The sequence below is a fragment of the Rhodococcus sp. 27YEA15 genome (assembly GCF_049739425.1).
GTDB lineage: Bacteria > Actinomycetota > Actinomycetes > Mycobacteriales > Mycobacteriaceae > Rhodococcus_F.
Window position 1 is genome coordinate 693,403 of sequence record NZ_JBMHHW010000001.1, and the last position, 13,064, is coordinate 706,466.

14 protein-coding genes are annotated in these 13,064 nt (G+C 63.9%); 10 read left to right on the forward strand and 4 right to left on the reverse strand.

Translation table 11 applies throughout. The annotated features are described in order from the left end of the window. Window positions 1-29: 29 nt before the first annotated feature. The 3 genes from ABH922_RS03235 to ABH922_RS03245 all read right to left on the reverse strand — a co-directional run bounded on the left by ABH922_RS03235 (window position 30) and on the right by ABH922_RS03245 (window position 1,806). Entirely contained in the window at window positions 30-371 is a 342-nt protein-coding gene (locus ABH922_RS03235; RefSeq protein ID WP_424805557.1) for a VOC family protein, read from the reverse strand. A gap of 9 nt (window positions 372-380) precedes the next feature. Continuing rightward, window positions 381-548, reverse strand: a complete 168-nt coding sequence (locus ABH922_RS03240; RefSeq protein ID WP_424805558.1) for a CopG family transcriptional regulator — start codon at window positions 546-548, stop codon at window positions 381-383. Window positions 549-618: 70 nt separating this feature from the next. After that, on the reverse strand, window positions 619-1,806 hold the full coding sequence (locus ABH922_RS03245) for an ROK family transcriptional regulator (RefSeq protein WP_424805559.1): 1,188 nt from the start codon (window positions 1,804-1,806) through the stop codon (window positions 619-621). Window positions 1,807-2,039: 233 nt separating this feature from the next. Between ABH922_RS03245 and ABH922_RS03250 the strand changes: the two genes are divergently transcribed. The 3 genes from ABH922_RS03250 to xylB all read left to right on the forward strand — a co-directional run bounded on the left by ABH922_RS03250 (window position 2,040) and on the right by xylB (window position 4,081). Continuing rightward, window positions 2,040-2,270, forward strand: a complete 231-nt coding sequence (locus ABH922_RS03250; RefSeq protein ID WP_424805560.1) for a DUF3263 domain-containing protein — start codon at window positions 2,040-2,042, stop codon at window positions 2,268-2,270. A 72-nt stretch (window positions 2,271-2,342) separates the two neighbouring features. Beyond that, window positions 2,343-2,660 carry a WhiB family transcriptional regulator gene (locus ABH922_RS03255; protein ID WP_424805561.1) on the forward strand — a complete coding sequence of 106 codons (318 nt, stop codon included), beginning with the start codon at window positions 2,343-2,345 and terminating at the stop codon, window positions 2,658-2,660. A 23-nt stretch (window positions 2,661-2,683) separates the two neighbouring features. Then, window positions 2,684-4,081, forward strand: a complete 1,398-nt coding sequence (gene xylB, locus ABH922_RS03260; RefSeq protein WP_424805562.1) for a xylulokinase — start codon at window positions 2,684-2,686, stop codon at window positions 4,079-4,081. 6 nt (window positions 4,082-4,087) lie between these two features. On the opposite strand, the gene ABH922_RS03265 is transcribed toward xylB, so the two are convergent. After that, window positions 4,088-4,756: an HAD family hydrolase gene (locus ABH922_RS03265; protein WP_424809543.1), complete on the reverse strand. Its 669-nt coding sequence runs from the start codon at window positions 4,754-4,756 to the stop codon at window positions 4,088-4,090. A 191-nt stretch (window positions 4,757-4,947) separates the two neighbouring features. Here ABH922_RS03265 and cycA point away from each other — a divergent pair, with 191 nt between their 5' ends. The 7 genes from cycA to ABH922_RS03300 all read left to right on the forward strand — a co-directional run bounded on the left by cycA (window position 4,948) and on the right by ABH922_RS03300 (window position 13,032). Beyond that, window positions 4,948-6,411 carry a D-serine/D-alanine/glycine transporter gene (gene cycA / locus ABH922_RS03270; protein ID WP_424809544.1) on the forward strand — a complete coding sequence of 488 codons (1,464 nt, stop codon included), beginning with the start codon at window positions 4,948-4,950 and terminating at the stop codon, window positions 6,409-6,411. A 128-nt stretch (window positions 6,412-6,539) separates the two neighbouring features. Next, window positions 6,540-7,292 (forward strand): M23 family metallopeptidase, encoded by a 753-nt coding sequence (locus ABH922_RS03275; RefSeq protein ID WP_424805563.1) that lies wholly within the window; start codon window positions 6,540-6,542, stop codon window positions 7,290-7,292. A gap of 131 nt (window positions 7,293-7,423) precedes the next feature. Next, entirely contained in the window at window positions 7,424-8,929 is a 1,506-nt protein-coding gene (locus ABH922_RS03280) for a glutamate-cysteine ligase family protein (RefSeq protein WP_424805564.1), read from the forward strand. Window positions 8,930-9,070: 141 nt separating this feature from the next. Further along, window positions 9,071-9,964 carry a universal stress protein gene (locus ABH922_RS03285; RefSeq protein ID WP_424805565.1) on the forward strand — a complete coding sequence of 298 codons (894 nt, stop codon included), beginning with the start codon at window positions 9,071-9,073 and terminating at the stop codon, window positions 9,962-9,964. 156 nt (window positions 9,965-10,120) lie between these two features. After that, window positions 10,121-11,161 carry an LLM class F420-dependent oxidoreductase gene (locus ABH922_RS03290; protein ID WP_424809545.1) on the forward strand — a complete coding sequence of 347 codons (1,041 nt, stop codon included), beginning with the start codon at window positions 10,121-10,123 and terminating at the stop codon, window positions 11,159-11,161. Between the two features lie 289 nt (window positions 11,162-11,450). After that, the gene (locus ABH922_RS03295) at window positions 11,451-12,329 is read left to right on the forward strand and encodes a universal stress protein (protein ID WP_424805566.1); all 879 of its coding nucleotides are present in this window, start codon (window positions 11,451-11,453) and stop codon (window positions 12,327-12,329) included. 67 nt (window positions 12,330-12,396) lie between these two features. Next, window positions 12,397-13,032 (forward strand): response regulator transcription factor, encoded by a 636-nt coding sequence (locus tag ABH922_RS03300; RefSeq protein ID WP_424805567.1) that lies wholly within the window; start codon window positions 12,397-12,399, stop codon window positions 13,030-13,032. Window positions 13,033-13,064: the final 32 nt, after the last annotated feature.

Here is a 13,064-nt window from a genome sequence, read left to right on the forward strand (position 1 = left end):
ACCACGCCCGGTGTCGAGGCCGTTTCGGTTTACCCGGCGGCGGGAGTTTGAATACTCCAGATCCGGCCGTCGGGATCGCGGACAGTCATTTCCCTTGTCCCGTAATGGGTGTCGGCGAACGGTGTCACGACCTCTACCGTCGAATCATCCGGTGCATCCTCGTTGTCGGCTTTGAGGACGAGCAGTGTCGTGGTGTCCTGTTCGGCGGGTACCTCGGCGACGAATACCGGGGGTCCGACGCGACCGCGGAGTTGGCCCGAGCCGTGACCGGTCTCGAACTCCACCTCGAATCCCAAGGCTTGCAGAAACTTTGCAGACTTACCCCAGTTGTGGGTTTCCAGAAATACTGCCTCGATGCCTTCGGTCTTCATGTCGTGTCCTTACTCGGATGTGGTCGAGCTTCGGTCGTGAGTGTCGAGGTACGAGGCCAATGCGTCCGCGACCAGTGCGGACAGGGAGGACTCGGCCTCGATCGCGTGGTACTTCACGCGCTTGATCAACCCGACGGGTAGATACACGTTGAACTGTTTCACGTCGTCATCGCTCACGCTAGAATGCTAGCATTCTATTTAGCTAGGTCAAGGGCAGTGGCTCCAGGCGAAGCGGAGGCGACGAGCGTCAGGCGCCGGGGCCGCCCGCCAGGCGAAGGTCGATCTGTCTGGCGCTGAGTAGGTGGTCCAGGACCAGGATTGCGCAGCCGAGAATGCCGGACTGTGCGCCGTGACTGACCGAGGCGATGTGCAACTTCCGAGTGGCGAGCGCAGTTGCGTTGCCGTAGACGGATTCTCGGAGTCCGGCGAGGAAGAGTTCGTCCGCCTCGGACATGTCGCCGCCGATGATCAGCACGTCGGGGTTGAGGAGGTTGACGGCACCGGCGATGACGTCTCCGATGAGCCGTCCGCTGCTGCGGATCAAGCGTCTGGCCTCACCGTCACCGTCGAGCGCAAGGCGGATGACGTCGCGAACATGGCCGACGTCGCGGCCCTGATCTTGCAACGCGTGTACGAGAGCCCAACCGCTGGCTACGGTTTCGACACATCCCACGTCGCCGCAGCGGCATTTCATTCCGCGTGCGGCGGCGGTCTTCGTGTGGCCGATTTCGCCGGCAGCGCCGATCGAACCGCGTTGCAGTACACCGTTGAGCACTATTCCGGCACCGAGTCCGGTGGACGCCTTGATCATCAGTAGATTGGGTGCGCTTTCCCGGCGTTCACTCAACTCGGCCAACGCCATGACGTTGGCATCGTTGTCGACGAACAGCGGCGCGTCGGTGACCGAGGTGAGATACGGCGCGAGAGCCACGCCGTCCCAGCCGGCCATCATCGGTGAATCCAGACTTGCGCCGGCGGTCATGTCGACGGTTCCGGGAATGCTCAGCCCGACGCCGATGACGTCGTCGCCCTTGCGGTCGACGCGGTCGAGCAGCGAAGTCAGATGGGTGGCGATGTCCGGCATGAGATCGTCTGGACCGACGTTGACCGGCTTGTCGACATCCTCGGCGGCCAGGATCGCCCCGGCAAGATCGGTGACGGCCAACTGGGCCCGAGAACGTCCGATGGCCACTACCAGCACCACGCCGGCCGAATCGGCGAACGCCAGCGTCGCAGGCGGGCGACCGCCGGTGGAGGGGCCCTCTTCGTCGTCGGCGATCAGACCGAGCGATTGCAGAGCGGCGACGCGGGCGGACACTGCTGTGCGGGACAGTCCGGTGAGTTTGCCGATCTCACTGCGGGTGGTGGCCGCGCCGCCTCGAATCAGCGTGAATACCTCTCCCGCTGTGGCCGGAGTCATGGACGGTCGAGTCATTGCTCTATTCAAGCATCCCAATGGGTGATCTTCAGTGTGCGAAAGATCCCTCACTTAAGTCTTAGAAAAGCATAAGTACGTATTGTCAAAATGCAGAAGTGCGTTTATGCTGTGTCTTGACTCACTCCTACGGCGTCCCGGGTCCGAGTCGAATACCAGTCCGCTGAAGCGTCGTCGGTTCGATCACGGTTTCAGCGGCTACCCGCCAGCGGGCGCGCAGACAGGAGAACCTGATGAGCCGCACCGACACACAAGAGATCGTGGAGTTCGCCAGGAAGTGGCGGCAATTCGACGGTGGACCGGACGAGGAGATCTTCGTGACCTTCGGTTTGGCTCCAGCCGAGTATTTCCGCAGGTTGCAGTCGATCCTCGAGGCTGACGTCGCGCCGTTGACGCCGCCGGACAAGTCCGAGCTGTCCTCGATCTGCGCTCACCGTTTGAATCGGGGCGTCCGGACACGTTGATCGGGCCGCATTGCACGACCGGCCTTCCGCCCGCCGATCGTGCACCATTTGTCAGGAATTGAGGTAATCAGCATGCACAAGCATCTTCCGATGCCCTACCCGACGACCGAAGTGTGGGACTGGCAGCTGCAGGGAGCGTGCCGTGGGCACGATTCCGCGGTGTACTTCCACCCGGACGGCGAACGCGGACACGCCCGCGAGAACCGCGAATCGAATGCCAAGAAGGTATGCGCGAGCTGCCCCGTCCTTCAGCAGTGCCGAGAGCACGCGCTGTCCGTGCACGAACCGTACGGTATCTGGGGTGGAATGACCGAGACCGAACGGGCAGAATACGTACGATCGCTGCGTAAGCGCAGTAACCGGATACGGGCAGTCGCAACCGCCAGCTGACGACGCGCCGGAGAGGACACCGAGTGGCGCTCGTAGCAGGAATCGACTCGTCCACGCAGTCGTGCAAGGTCATTGTCCGAGACGCGGATACGGGGCAGCTGATTCGTCAGGGTCGGGCGCCGCATCCGGCCGGCACGGAGATCGACCCCGAATTCTGGCTCGAAGCCATGGACATCGCGGTCGCGTCGGCCGGTGGTCTCGACGACGTCGATGCCGTCTCGGTCGGAGCTCAACAGCACGGCATGGTCTGTCTGGACGGTGACGGCGCGGTGGTCCGGCCCGCACTGCTCTGGAACGACACCCGCTCGGCGCGCGCCGCATCGGACCTGGTCGCCGAACTCGGCGGCGCGCAGGCCTGGGCGGAAGCGGTGGGGGTGGTACCGCTGGCCGCAGTGACGGCCGCGAAGGTGCGCTGGCTCGCCGACCACGAACCCGAGAACGCCGATCGAACTGCCGCAGTGTGCCTTCCGCACGATTGGCTGTCCTGGAAATTGGGCGGCAGCGGATCACTCGATCAGTTGGCCACCGACGCCGGCGACGCCAGTGGAACCGGATATTTTTCGGCGGCGACGCGCGAGTACCGCCTCGATCTGCTGGAGTTGGCTTTTCGCGGCAGAGTTCCACTGGTTCCACGGCTCGCGGCACCGAACGAGAAAACCGGCATCACGTCCTTCGGTGGATTGATCGGACCGGGTACCGGCGACAATGCCGCTGCTGCACTGGGATTGGACGCCGCACCCGGCGACGTCGTGATCTCGATCGGAACTTCGGGCGTGGTGTCGGCCGTCTCGGTTTCGCCGACCCATGATCCCAGCGGGAACGTGGCTGGTTTCGCCGACGCCACCGGACTGCACCTACCGCTGGTGTGCACCCTCAACGGCGCGCGCATTCTCGATGCGACCGCCGCAATTCTCGGTGTCGATCACGACGAACTGTCCCAGCTCGCACTCTCCGCTCCGATGGGCAACGACGGCCTGGTGATGATTCCCTACTTCGAGGGGGAACGAACTCCCAACCGCCCCGACGCCACCGGTGCGATGCACGGATTCCGCTTGCAGAACTCCACTCCCGCGCACTTCGCCCGTGCCGCCGTCGAAGGACTGCTGTGCGGGTTGGCGGACGGTGTCGACGATCTGGTGCGTCAAGGTGTCGAGGTCAAGCGGGTGCTGCTGGTGGGAGGCGGCGCGAAATCACGTGCTCTCTGCGAGATCGCGCCCGCGATTCTCGGTGTCCCCGTCGTGATTCCGAGTCCGGGGGAGTACGTCGCGGAGGGCGCATGCCGGCAGGCTGCCTGGACGCTCTCCGGCGATGCGCGTCCCCCGAGCTGGGCGAAACCTGCAGAACAACGGTTCGAGGCGGAACCTGCGCCGCACGTTCGCGAGCGCTACGCCTCGCTGCGGGACCTCACCGAAGGGCTCTGACGCCGATCAGAGCAGATCGAACTTCCGCACCGCGTCCAGGAGTGCGTGCGGGCGTTCGGTGGTCGGAAGCGGCTGCACGAGTGCGAACGCGCAACCGACGTCGCGTGCTGCGCCGTCGGCGACGTCGCTGTCGCCCACCATCAGTGTTCGGTCGGCATCGACGTCCAACTGGGCCAGGGCGTACTCGAAGATCGCGGCCTCCGGCTTGACCGCGCCGACCTCGAACGAGAGCACGAATTCGTCCACCCAGGTGTCCCAGCCGCGGTCGGCGAACGCCGGACGGATGTCGAAGGCGATGTTGCTGAGTACCGCAGTGCGGATTCCGTTCTCCGACAATGTCTTCAGTACCTCACCTGTGTCCGGGTACGGAACCCACTGATTCGGGTCGATCAGCAAGTCGTAGAGCGCGGTGGCACGCACCGGATCCGGGACACCGGACTTGCTCAGTACGTCCAGGTACGCGCGACGGTGCAGTGCGGGGTCGCGATCACGGTTTTCCCAGGCATGGATTCCGGCTTCGTCCATCTCCACGGTTCGACCGACCGGTGCCGTCATGCGGCGCATCAACTCTGCTTGCGCGTGTACGTCCAACGGCGCTCCGGTGTGATCGACGAGGTGCTCGCTCCAGCTGTCGTTCTCCTCGAGCCGGAACAAGGTGCCGGAGAAGTCGAACATCGTGGCGGAAATACGTCCGTCGTTACGTGCAGCGCTGGGAGTGTTCACCCCGCAACATTATCGGTGCGACGATTCCGGCGCGCGATGCGCTCGTGGGCGCGCGTACCTTGATACAACATATTTCCACCGGCACGGCGGTGGTCGCCGTCGTGGCGGCCGTCGACGAACCGAACGAACGAGGGGGATCCACCGTGTCAGACGACGTGAACGCCACCGACCGGACCGTAGTGTCCGGCGCCGACCCCCACCTGTCCCGCCAGCTCTCCAATCGCCACATCCAGCTGATCGCCATCGGCGGAGCGATCGGTACCGGACTGTTCATGGGATCGGGCAAGACGATTTCCCTGGCCGGTCCGTCCGTGCTGTTCGTGTACATGATCATCGGCTTCATGCTGTTCTTCGTCATGCGTGCCATGGGAGAACTGCTGCTCTCCAACAGCACGTACAAGTCGTTCTCCGACTTCGCCGCTGATCTCCTCGGTCCCTGGGCGGGTTTCTTCACCGGCTGGACGTACTGGTTCTGTTGGATCGTGACCGGTATTGCCGACGTGATCGCGATATCCGGCTATTTCAAGTACTGGTGGCCGGGGCTGGCCGCGTGGATTCCCGCACTCCTGACCATCGCGGCGCTGCTGCTGCTGAACCTGCCGACAGTCAGGGCGTTCGGTGAGACCGAGTTCTGGTTCGCACTCATCAAGATCATCGCCATCGTCGCCCTGATCATCGTCGGCATCGTCATGGTGGTCGCCGGATTCACCGCGCCGAACGGCTCCACCGCCGGCGTGTCGAACCTCTGGAACGACGGCGGCATGTTCCCCACCGGATTCATGGGCTTCGTCGCCGGCTTCCAGATCGCGGTCTTCGCGTTCGTCGGGATCGAATTGGTGGGAACCACGGCGGCCGAGGCGAAGGACCCGGAGAAGAACCTGCCGAAGGCGATCAACTCCATCCCGATTCGTATCCTGCTCTTCTACGTCGTCGCACTCGCGGTGATCATCATGGTGACCCCGTGGCGTGAGATCAGCGCGGAGAACAGCCCGTTCGTGGCGATGTTCACCCTCGCCGGGCTGGGGATCGCGGCCTCGGTGATCAACTTCGTGGTTCTCACCTCGGCGGCGTCGTCGGCGAACTCGGGAATCTACTCCACTTCTCGGATGGTGTTCGGCCTCGCTCAGGAAGGTGATGCGCCCAAGAAGCTGGGCCGGCTGAACTCTCGCAAGGTACCCGCAAACGCGCTGATGTTCTCGTGCATCTTCCTGCTCGCGTCGCTGATTCTGCTGGCGTCCGGGGATTCGGTGATCAACGCGTTCACCGTGGTGACCACCATCTCGGCGCTGTGCTTCATGTTCGTGTGGACGATCATTCTGGCCAGCTACCTGGTGTACCGGAAGCGTCGCCCGCACCTGCACGAGGCGTCGAAGTTCAAGATGCCGGGTGGCGTCGTGATGTGCTGGGTGGTGCTGGCGTTCTTCGTGTTCATCGTGTGGGCGTTGACAACCAAGGACGACACTCGGCAGGCACTTCTCGTCACGCCGATCTGGTTCCTCGTGCTCGCGGTCGCGTGGGCTGTGATTCGTCGACGACCCGCGCACCGGGCCCGCTACGAGGCCTTCAAGGCGGATCTCGACGCCAGTCGGTCGACCGAGGAGAAATAGATTCGGTCAACATTTGGTAACGGTAGCGGCGGCCTTGACCAAACTGTTACATTCTTCGTCAGACAGATACAGAGGGGCGAGCTTCACCGGAAGCACGCTGCAGGCCGACGACTGACGGAGTGAACACTGTGGGAGACCACCACCGCACGGGCAATACGACTGCCGCATTCGAGATCGATCCCGAAGCGGCAACCGGTCGCCACCGCGTTCCGTCCACCGGCCCGGGAGCCGGGGTGAAGGCGGGCGTCGTGGCCGCCGCTACCGGTGCACTCCTGGTCGGCGCAGGCCAGATGGGTGCAGGCACTGCCGCTGCTGCACCCGCGACTCAGACGATTGCCGGATTCGAGATCCCACAAGGCTTGTTGCCCGAGGGAGTGGTCGTTCCCACCGAACTGGCAGTACTGCCGGAGCTGTCCAATATCGCCGGCCTGAATACCCAGGTGCAACAGTTCTTGGGAAGTTTTGCACCCAACTCGGCGGCGCCGACCGTTCAACCCGTCGCCGGGACCTTGACGTCCACGTTCGGTGCTCGATGGGGAGCGCATCACGGTGGGTTGGACATCGCCGCACCGATCGGTACCCCGATCCTTGCCGCAGCCGCCGGCCAGGTCATCGATGCCGGACCCGCTTCGGGTTTCGGACTCTGGGTTCGAGTGCAGCACGACGACGGCGCCGTGACCACCTACGGCCACGTCAACGACTATCAGGTGGCAGTCGGGCAGCGGGTTGCGGCCGGTCAACAGATCGCCACCGTCGGCAATCGCGGCCAGTCCACCGGCCCGCACCTGCACTTCGAGGTCGCGGAGAACGGCGCCAAGGTCGACCCGGCCGCGTGGCTGAAGTCGCGCGGTGTCGCCGTCACGTGGGTCGACAACAGCTAGTCCTTCGAGGAACATCCCGCCGATCGCGGCGCTCTCCGGCTTCATCGCCGGCGAGCGCCGCGTTTGTCGTTGCGGTCCGCGTCTCGCCCGATAGCCTCGATGTGACCGGTAGATCGGCGAAGGGAGTATCGATGGGTGCGCAGGTTCGATCCCGAGAGTTCACCCGAGCAGACCGTCGTAGATTTCGGGACAAGGTTCACGCGAGCATCACCGCGTTGAATCGCATGCTCGCCGACGGACATTTCCACGATGCGTCGGTCGAGCCGGAACCCTTGATCGGGATGGAAATCGAGTTCAACCTCGTGGCAGCCGACATGTCACCGGCGATGAGCAGCCGGGAGGTGCTGGAGTCCATCGACGATTCGGCGGTGTTCCAGACGGAACTGGGGCAGTTCAACGTCGAGATGAACGTCGAGCCATCGCCGCTGCGCGGTGACGCCATGGTCGATCTGGAGAACACGGTGCGCTGTTCACTCGACATCGCCGACGCGCGCATTCGCACGCACGACGCAGACCTGGTGATGATCGGCATGCTCCCGACGCTGCAGCTCGAACATCTGGATCGGAAGTGGCTCACCGAGAACCCGCGCTACCGATTGCTCAACGATCAGATATTCGCAGCCAGGGGTGAAGACATCGAACTCGACGTCGTCGGGCAGGCGTTATTAGGGGGCGAACAGGAGGCACTTCGAGCCGACACCGACTCGGTGGTGCCCGAAGCCGCGTGCACGTCGCTCCAACTTCACCTCAGGGTGGCTCCGGAAGCATTTGCCGCACACTGGAATGCGGCGCAGGCGATAGCGGGAGTGCAGGTGGCGCTCGCTGCGAACTCGCCCTTCTTCGCGGGCCGAGCGCTGTGGCACGAGACTCGGGTGCCGATTTTCGAACAGGCCACCGACACCCGCACCGTCGAACTGAAGAATCAGGGAGTACGCCCGCGCGTCTGGTTCGGTGAGCGGTGGATCGATTCGGCGCTCGATCTCTTCGAAGAGAACTCGCGATATTTCCCGCCGTTGCTGCCGGAACTGGACGACGCCGATCCACTCGCCGTCCTCGAAGCGGGCGGTGTACCGGAGTTGGCGGAACTGCGGATGCACAACGGAACCGTCTACCGATGGAACCGGCCGGTGTACGACTGCGTCGACGGCACACCGCATTTGCGCATCGAGAATCGAGTGCTGCCGGCCGGTCCGACCGTCGTGGACATGCTGGCGAATTCCGCGTTCTACTACGGAGTGGTGCGGGCTCTGGTCGACGCGGACCGGCCGCTGTGGTCGCAGATGTCCTTCGATACGGCGCGCGAGAACCTGCGTCTGGGTGCCAGGTGTGGACTCGACGCCACGCTGCACTGGCCGGAAACGGGGCGTGTGGATGCGGCCGACTTGATTCTGCACACGCTGCTACCACTGGCCGACCAAGGATTGACGGCGCTCGGGGTCTCGGCTGCGGCACGCGGACGGTACCTGACTGTCGTCGAGGAACGGTGTGCGAACCGTCGGACCGGGGCGCATTGGCAGCGCCGCAGGGTAGCGGACCTCGAAGCGAGGGGCCGCGACCGGCCGACGGCCCTCGCCGACATGTTGCGTGACTACGTGGAGAACATGCGCGAAGGTAACCCCGTCCATACCTGGGTGTGAAATTTGTCGTAGTTCCTTTGCCCGTCAACAGCTCTCGTCGCCCGGCTGGTGTTCGTGCAGAGGGTAGCCGACCACCGGAAACGGACAAGTGCCATGATGTCAGTGGTAGTGGCTCGATAACTTCTTCAGGAAGGTGAGCACGTGAGTACACGCGAGAACAACAATGTCGTTGTCGGAGTCGAAGGCTCGGATGCTGCGTCCACGGCGCTGCGAGAGGCCGCCCGCATCGCCGGGCAGCGCGGACTGAGACTGGACATCCTGCACGCCCTGGATTTCGCACCGTACGGCTTCGGTGGCCCGTACATCGATGTCGGCGGCGTCTACGAAGGTGTCGAGGACGCAGGCAAGGCGATCATCGACGAGGCGAGGCGGTTCGCCCTCGGAATCGACCCGAATCTCGACATCCACACCGAGATCTCCATCGGCTCTGCCACGCAATGGCTGATCGACAGTTCCGAACACGCCCGGCTTGTGGTGGTCGGTGCCTCGGCATCGGGGAAGGCCGCAACCGCAGTGCTCGGCAACACCGCAGTGGGCGTGGCGAGCCACGGTAGATGCCCGGTCGTGGTCGTGCGCGAGCGTGACGGTGCCGTCCCGACCGACGGCCCCGTCGTCGTCGGGGTGGACGGCAGTGAGCTGAGCGCGGCAGCGGTGGGAGTGGCGTTCGAGGAGGCCTCGCTGCGCGGTGCGGAACTGGTAGCGGTGCACGTGTGGAGCGACCTGGGCAGCGCGGTGTTCGAGGACGTCAGGACAGCGGCACTGGTACCGCAGTCACTCGAGGACAGCGAACACGCTGTGCTCGGCGAGAGTCTGGCGGGCTGGTCCGAGCAGTATCCCGACGTGACCGTCACTCGCGAGGTGTACCTGGACAATCCGCGTGGACGGTTACTCGAATGGTCGGCGAAAGCGCAGCTGGTGGTCGTCGGTACCCGAGGCCGCGGTGGGTTCCGCGGAATGCTGCTCGGATCGACGAGCAATTCGCTGATCGCCGCCGCCGCATGCCCGGTCATGGTCGTTCGACCGGATCAGGCCTGACTCCAAGCCGGTACGTACCCCCTCGCTCGTTTCGGTCATCGAACTCGAGCGGGGCAGTCACTTGAATGTGATCTCATGTTCCGTAGTGTTCGATGAGATACCAGGACTCGTGTGCGCGGAGCATGCGGGCACGATCGTGAGGATTGGGGTAACTACGTGCGTATCGGTATGAGTTTGAACTACAGCGGTGGATTCGCGGAAACCGTTGCGGAGGTCGGCGATCTCGAGAAGGCGGGCCTGGACATCGCGTTCGTTCCCGAGGCGTACTCGTTCGACGCGGTCAGTCAACTGGGTTACCTCGCCGCCAAGACGACCACCATCGAGTTGGCGTCGGGAATCTTCCAGATCTACACCCGCACCCCGTCACTGACGGCCATGACGGCCGCCGGACTGGACTTCGTCTCGAACGGGCGTTTCGTGATGGGTATCGGTGCGTCCGGCCCGCAGGTGATCGAGGGGTTTCACGGCGTCAAGTACGACGCCCCGCTCGGACGCACCCGCGAAGTAGTCGAGATCTGTCGTCAGGTGTGGCGCCGCGAGAAGGTCGAGCACCAGGGAAAGTACTACCAGGTTCCGCTGCCCGCCGAGAAGGGAACCGGGCTGGGCAAACCGCTCAAGCTGATCAATCATCCTGTGCGTGAGCGCATCCCGATTCTCATCGCCTCACTCGGCCCCAAGAACGTCGAATTGACGGCGGAGATCGCCGAAGGCTGGGAGCCGATCTTCTTCCACCCGGAAAAGGCAGCGAGTGTCTGGGGCGAGCCGATTGCCAAAGGCAAGGCGAAGCGTGATCCGAGCCTCGGTGAACTTCAGGTGTACGCGTCCCCGGCTCTGGCCATCGGTGACGACGTCGACCAACTACTCGACTGGGTACGGCCCACTCTCGCCCTGTACATCGGCGGTATGGGCGCCAAGGGCAAGAACTTCTACAACGACCTCGCGGTGCGCTACGGCTACGAGGAAGCTGCCGAAAAGATCCAGGATCTGTACCTGGAAGGAAAGAAGGCCGAAGCCGCTGCAGCGGTGCCCGACGAATTGGTCCGTGCCGTCTCGCTGATCGGGCCCGAGAGTTACGTGCGCGAGCGCGTTGCCGCGTTCGCCGAAGCGGGTGTCACCACTCTCAACGTCATGCCGCTGGCCGCTGACCGGGCCGGCCGCGTTGCCTTGATCGAGAAGTTCCGCGCGATCTGCGACTGAGTGATCGCGTGATCCGACGCGCCACGTCTTGTGGTCTCTGGTCGGAGAGAATGGGGACCTAACGCACTTATGAGCGGCAGAGGCGCCCCCTATCGTGTGAGTAGGTTACCGAGCTTCGAGTAAGTATTCGGTGCCGACGGCCTCGTTGACGCCCGAGAGGGATGTTGGCGGGGCCGTACTCCGTATGTTGTCCGATTCGGGACTCGCCGTGGCGGTACACACATTGCCGCGACCGGTGGGCAATAGTAAGGAGGCTCGAACATCACCGGCAAGGAGTGAAGGGACGAACATGAGTGCAGGCAAGCCCGTCGTCGTGGCTGTGGACGGATCGGAATCTGCATCCACTGCAGTGCAGTGGGCGGCGCGCACCGCGGCCGCACTGGGGCGGTCGCTGCTCATCGTCACCGTCGTTCACGTACCACCGGTGTATTTCGCGGAACCGTTCATCGCGTCCGGCTTCGAGGACGAATTGCGGAGCACGGCGAACTCGCGGCTCGAGAGCGCTCGCCTTCTCGCCCTCGAGAGTGTGGACCACGAGCTCGAGATCGCCACCGAAGTCCACAGCGGCACCGTCGCCGAGCAGCTGATCGGCATCTCCGCTCGCGCCCACATTCTCGTGGTGGGGCCACGCGGTCACGGCGAACTCGCCGGATTGATCGTCGGGTCGGTGACGGTGGCAACCGTCTCGCACGCTCTGGCACCGGTTGCGGTTGTTCGTGGGCGAGAGCTGCCGGACGGGCCGGTCGTGGTGGGTGTCGACGGATCGGAAACCAGTATCGAAGCCGTGGAGCTGGCCTTCGAGCAGGCATCGGCGCGTGGCGCCGAGCTGGTCGCCGTCAACGTGTGGAGCGATGCCGATGTCCAACCGTCCCTCGGAGTCACTGCCGACGATCCACAATGGAACAGCATTCACACCGGCGAGGAAATAGTTCTGGCCGAGCGCCTGGCCGGATTCGCCGAGCGTTATCCCGACGTACCGGTGCGGCGCGTCGTCGCTCGGGACCGGCCGGTCCGGGTGCTGGGCACCTACTCGGAAACCGCCCAGCTGATCGTCGTCGGAAGTCGCGGACGCGGCGGCTTCACCGGAATGCTCTTGGGTTCGACCAGTCGCGCGTTGTTGCACACCGCCGATTGCCCGGTCCTGGTAGTTCGCCACAACGCCGACTGACAGGAAACCTACGACCGACAGTTCTTGGCGGTACCGTTTCGGAACGAAAACTTTTTTGGAGGGTTCGATGACTACGCGAATTTTTTTGGTCGATGATCACGAGATCGTCCGACGTGGCCTGTTCGATCTCCTCGGCGGTGTGGAAGATTTCGCCGTCGTCGGCGAGGCCGCATCTGTCGGTGAGGCCTTGGCAGCGGTACCGCAGAGCAATGCCGATGTGGCGGTGCTCGATGTGCGACTACCGGACGGAAACGGTGTCGAGTTGTGTCGTGAACTCAGGTCCATGCTTCCGGACCTGCGGTGCCTGATGTTGACGTCCTTCGCCGACGACGAAGCGCTTCTCGACGCGATCATGGCCGGTGCGTCCGGGTTCGTTCTCAAACAGATCCTCGGCACCGATCTCGTCGCGGCGGTACGCACTGTCGGCAACGGTGGATCGCTGCTCGACAGCCGGGCCACCGCGGCCTTGATGCAGCGGATTCGTAGCGATCGCACCGCGGACCCGCTGGCCGAGCTGTCCGATCAGGAACGAGCGGTCTTCGACCTCATCGGTGAGGGACTGACGAACCGAGAAATCGGTGCGCGCCTGTTCCTGGCGGAGAAGACCGTGAAGAACTACGTGACTCGGCTGCTCTCCAAGTTGGGGATGCAGCGGCGGACGCAGGCTGCGGTGTTGGCGACCGAATTGCGTAGTAGCCGCTAAGGCGCGTCCACTGCGACGCGGTGGACGCGGCA

Coding starts and splice junctions, on each gene's coding strand:
- ABH922_RS03235 (WP_424805557.1), bottom strand. CDS start 371: ATGAAGACCGAAGGCATCGAGGCAGTATTTCTGGAAACCCACAACTGG.
- ABH922_RS03245 (WP_424805559.1), bottom strand. CDS start 1,806: ATGACTCGACCGTCCATGACTCCGGCCACAGCGGGAGAGGTATTCACG.
- ABH922_RS03250 (WP_424805560.1), top strand. CDS start 2,040: ATGAGCCGCACCGACACACAAGAGATCGTGGAGTTCGCCAGGAAGTGG.
- ABH922_RS03255 (WP_424805561.1), top strand. CDS start 2,343: ATGCACAAGCATCTTCCGATGCCCTACCCGACGACCGAAGTGTGGGAC.
- ABH922_RS03265 (WP_424809543.1), bottom strand. CDS start 4,756: ATGTTCGACTTCTCCGGCACCTTGTTCCGGCTCGAGGAGAACGACAGC.
- ABH922_RS03280 (WP_424805564.1), top strand. CDS start 7,424: ATGGGTGCGCAGGTTCGATCCCGAGAGTTCACCCGAGCAGACCGTCGT.
- ABH922_RS03295 (WP_424805566.1), top strand. CDS start 11,451: ATGAGTGCAGGCAAGCCCGTCGTCGTGGCTGTGGACGGATCGGAATCT.
- ABH922_RS03300 (WP_424805567.1), top strand. CDS start 12,397: ATGACTACGCGAATTTTTTTGGTCGATGATCACGAGATCGTCCGACGT.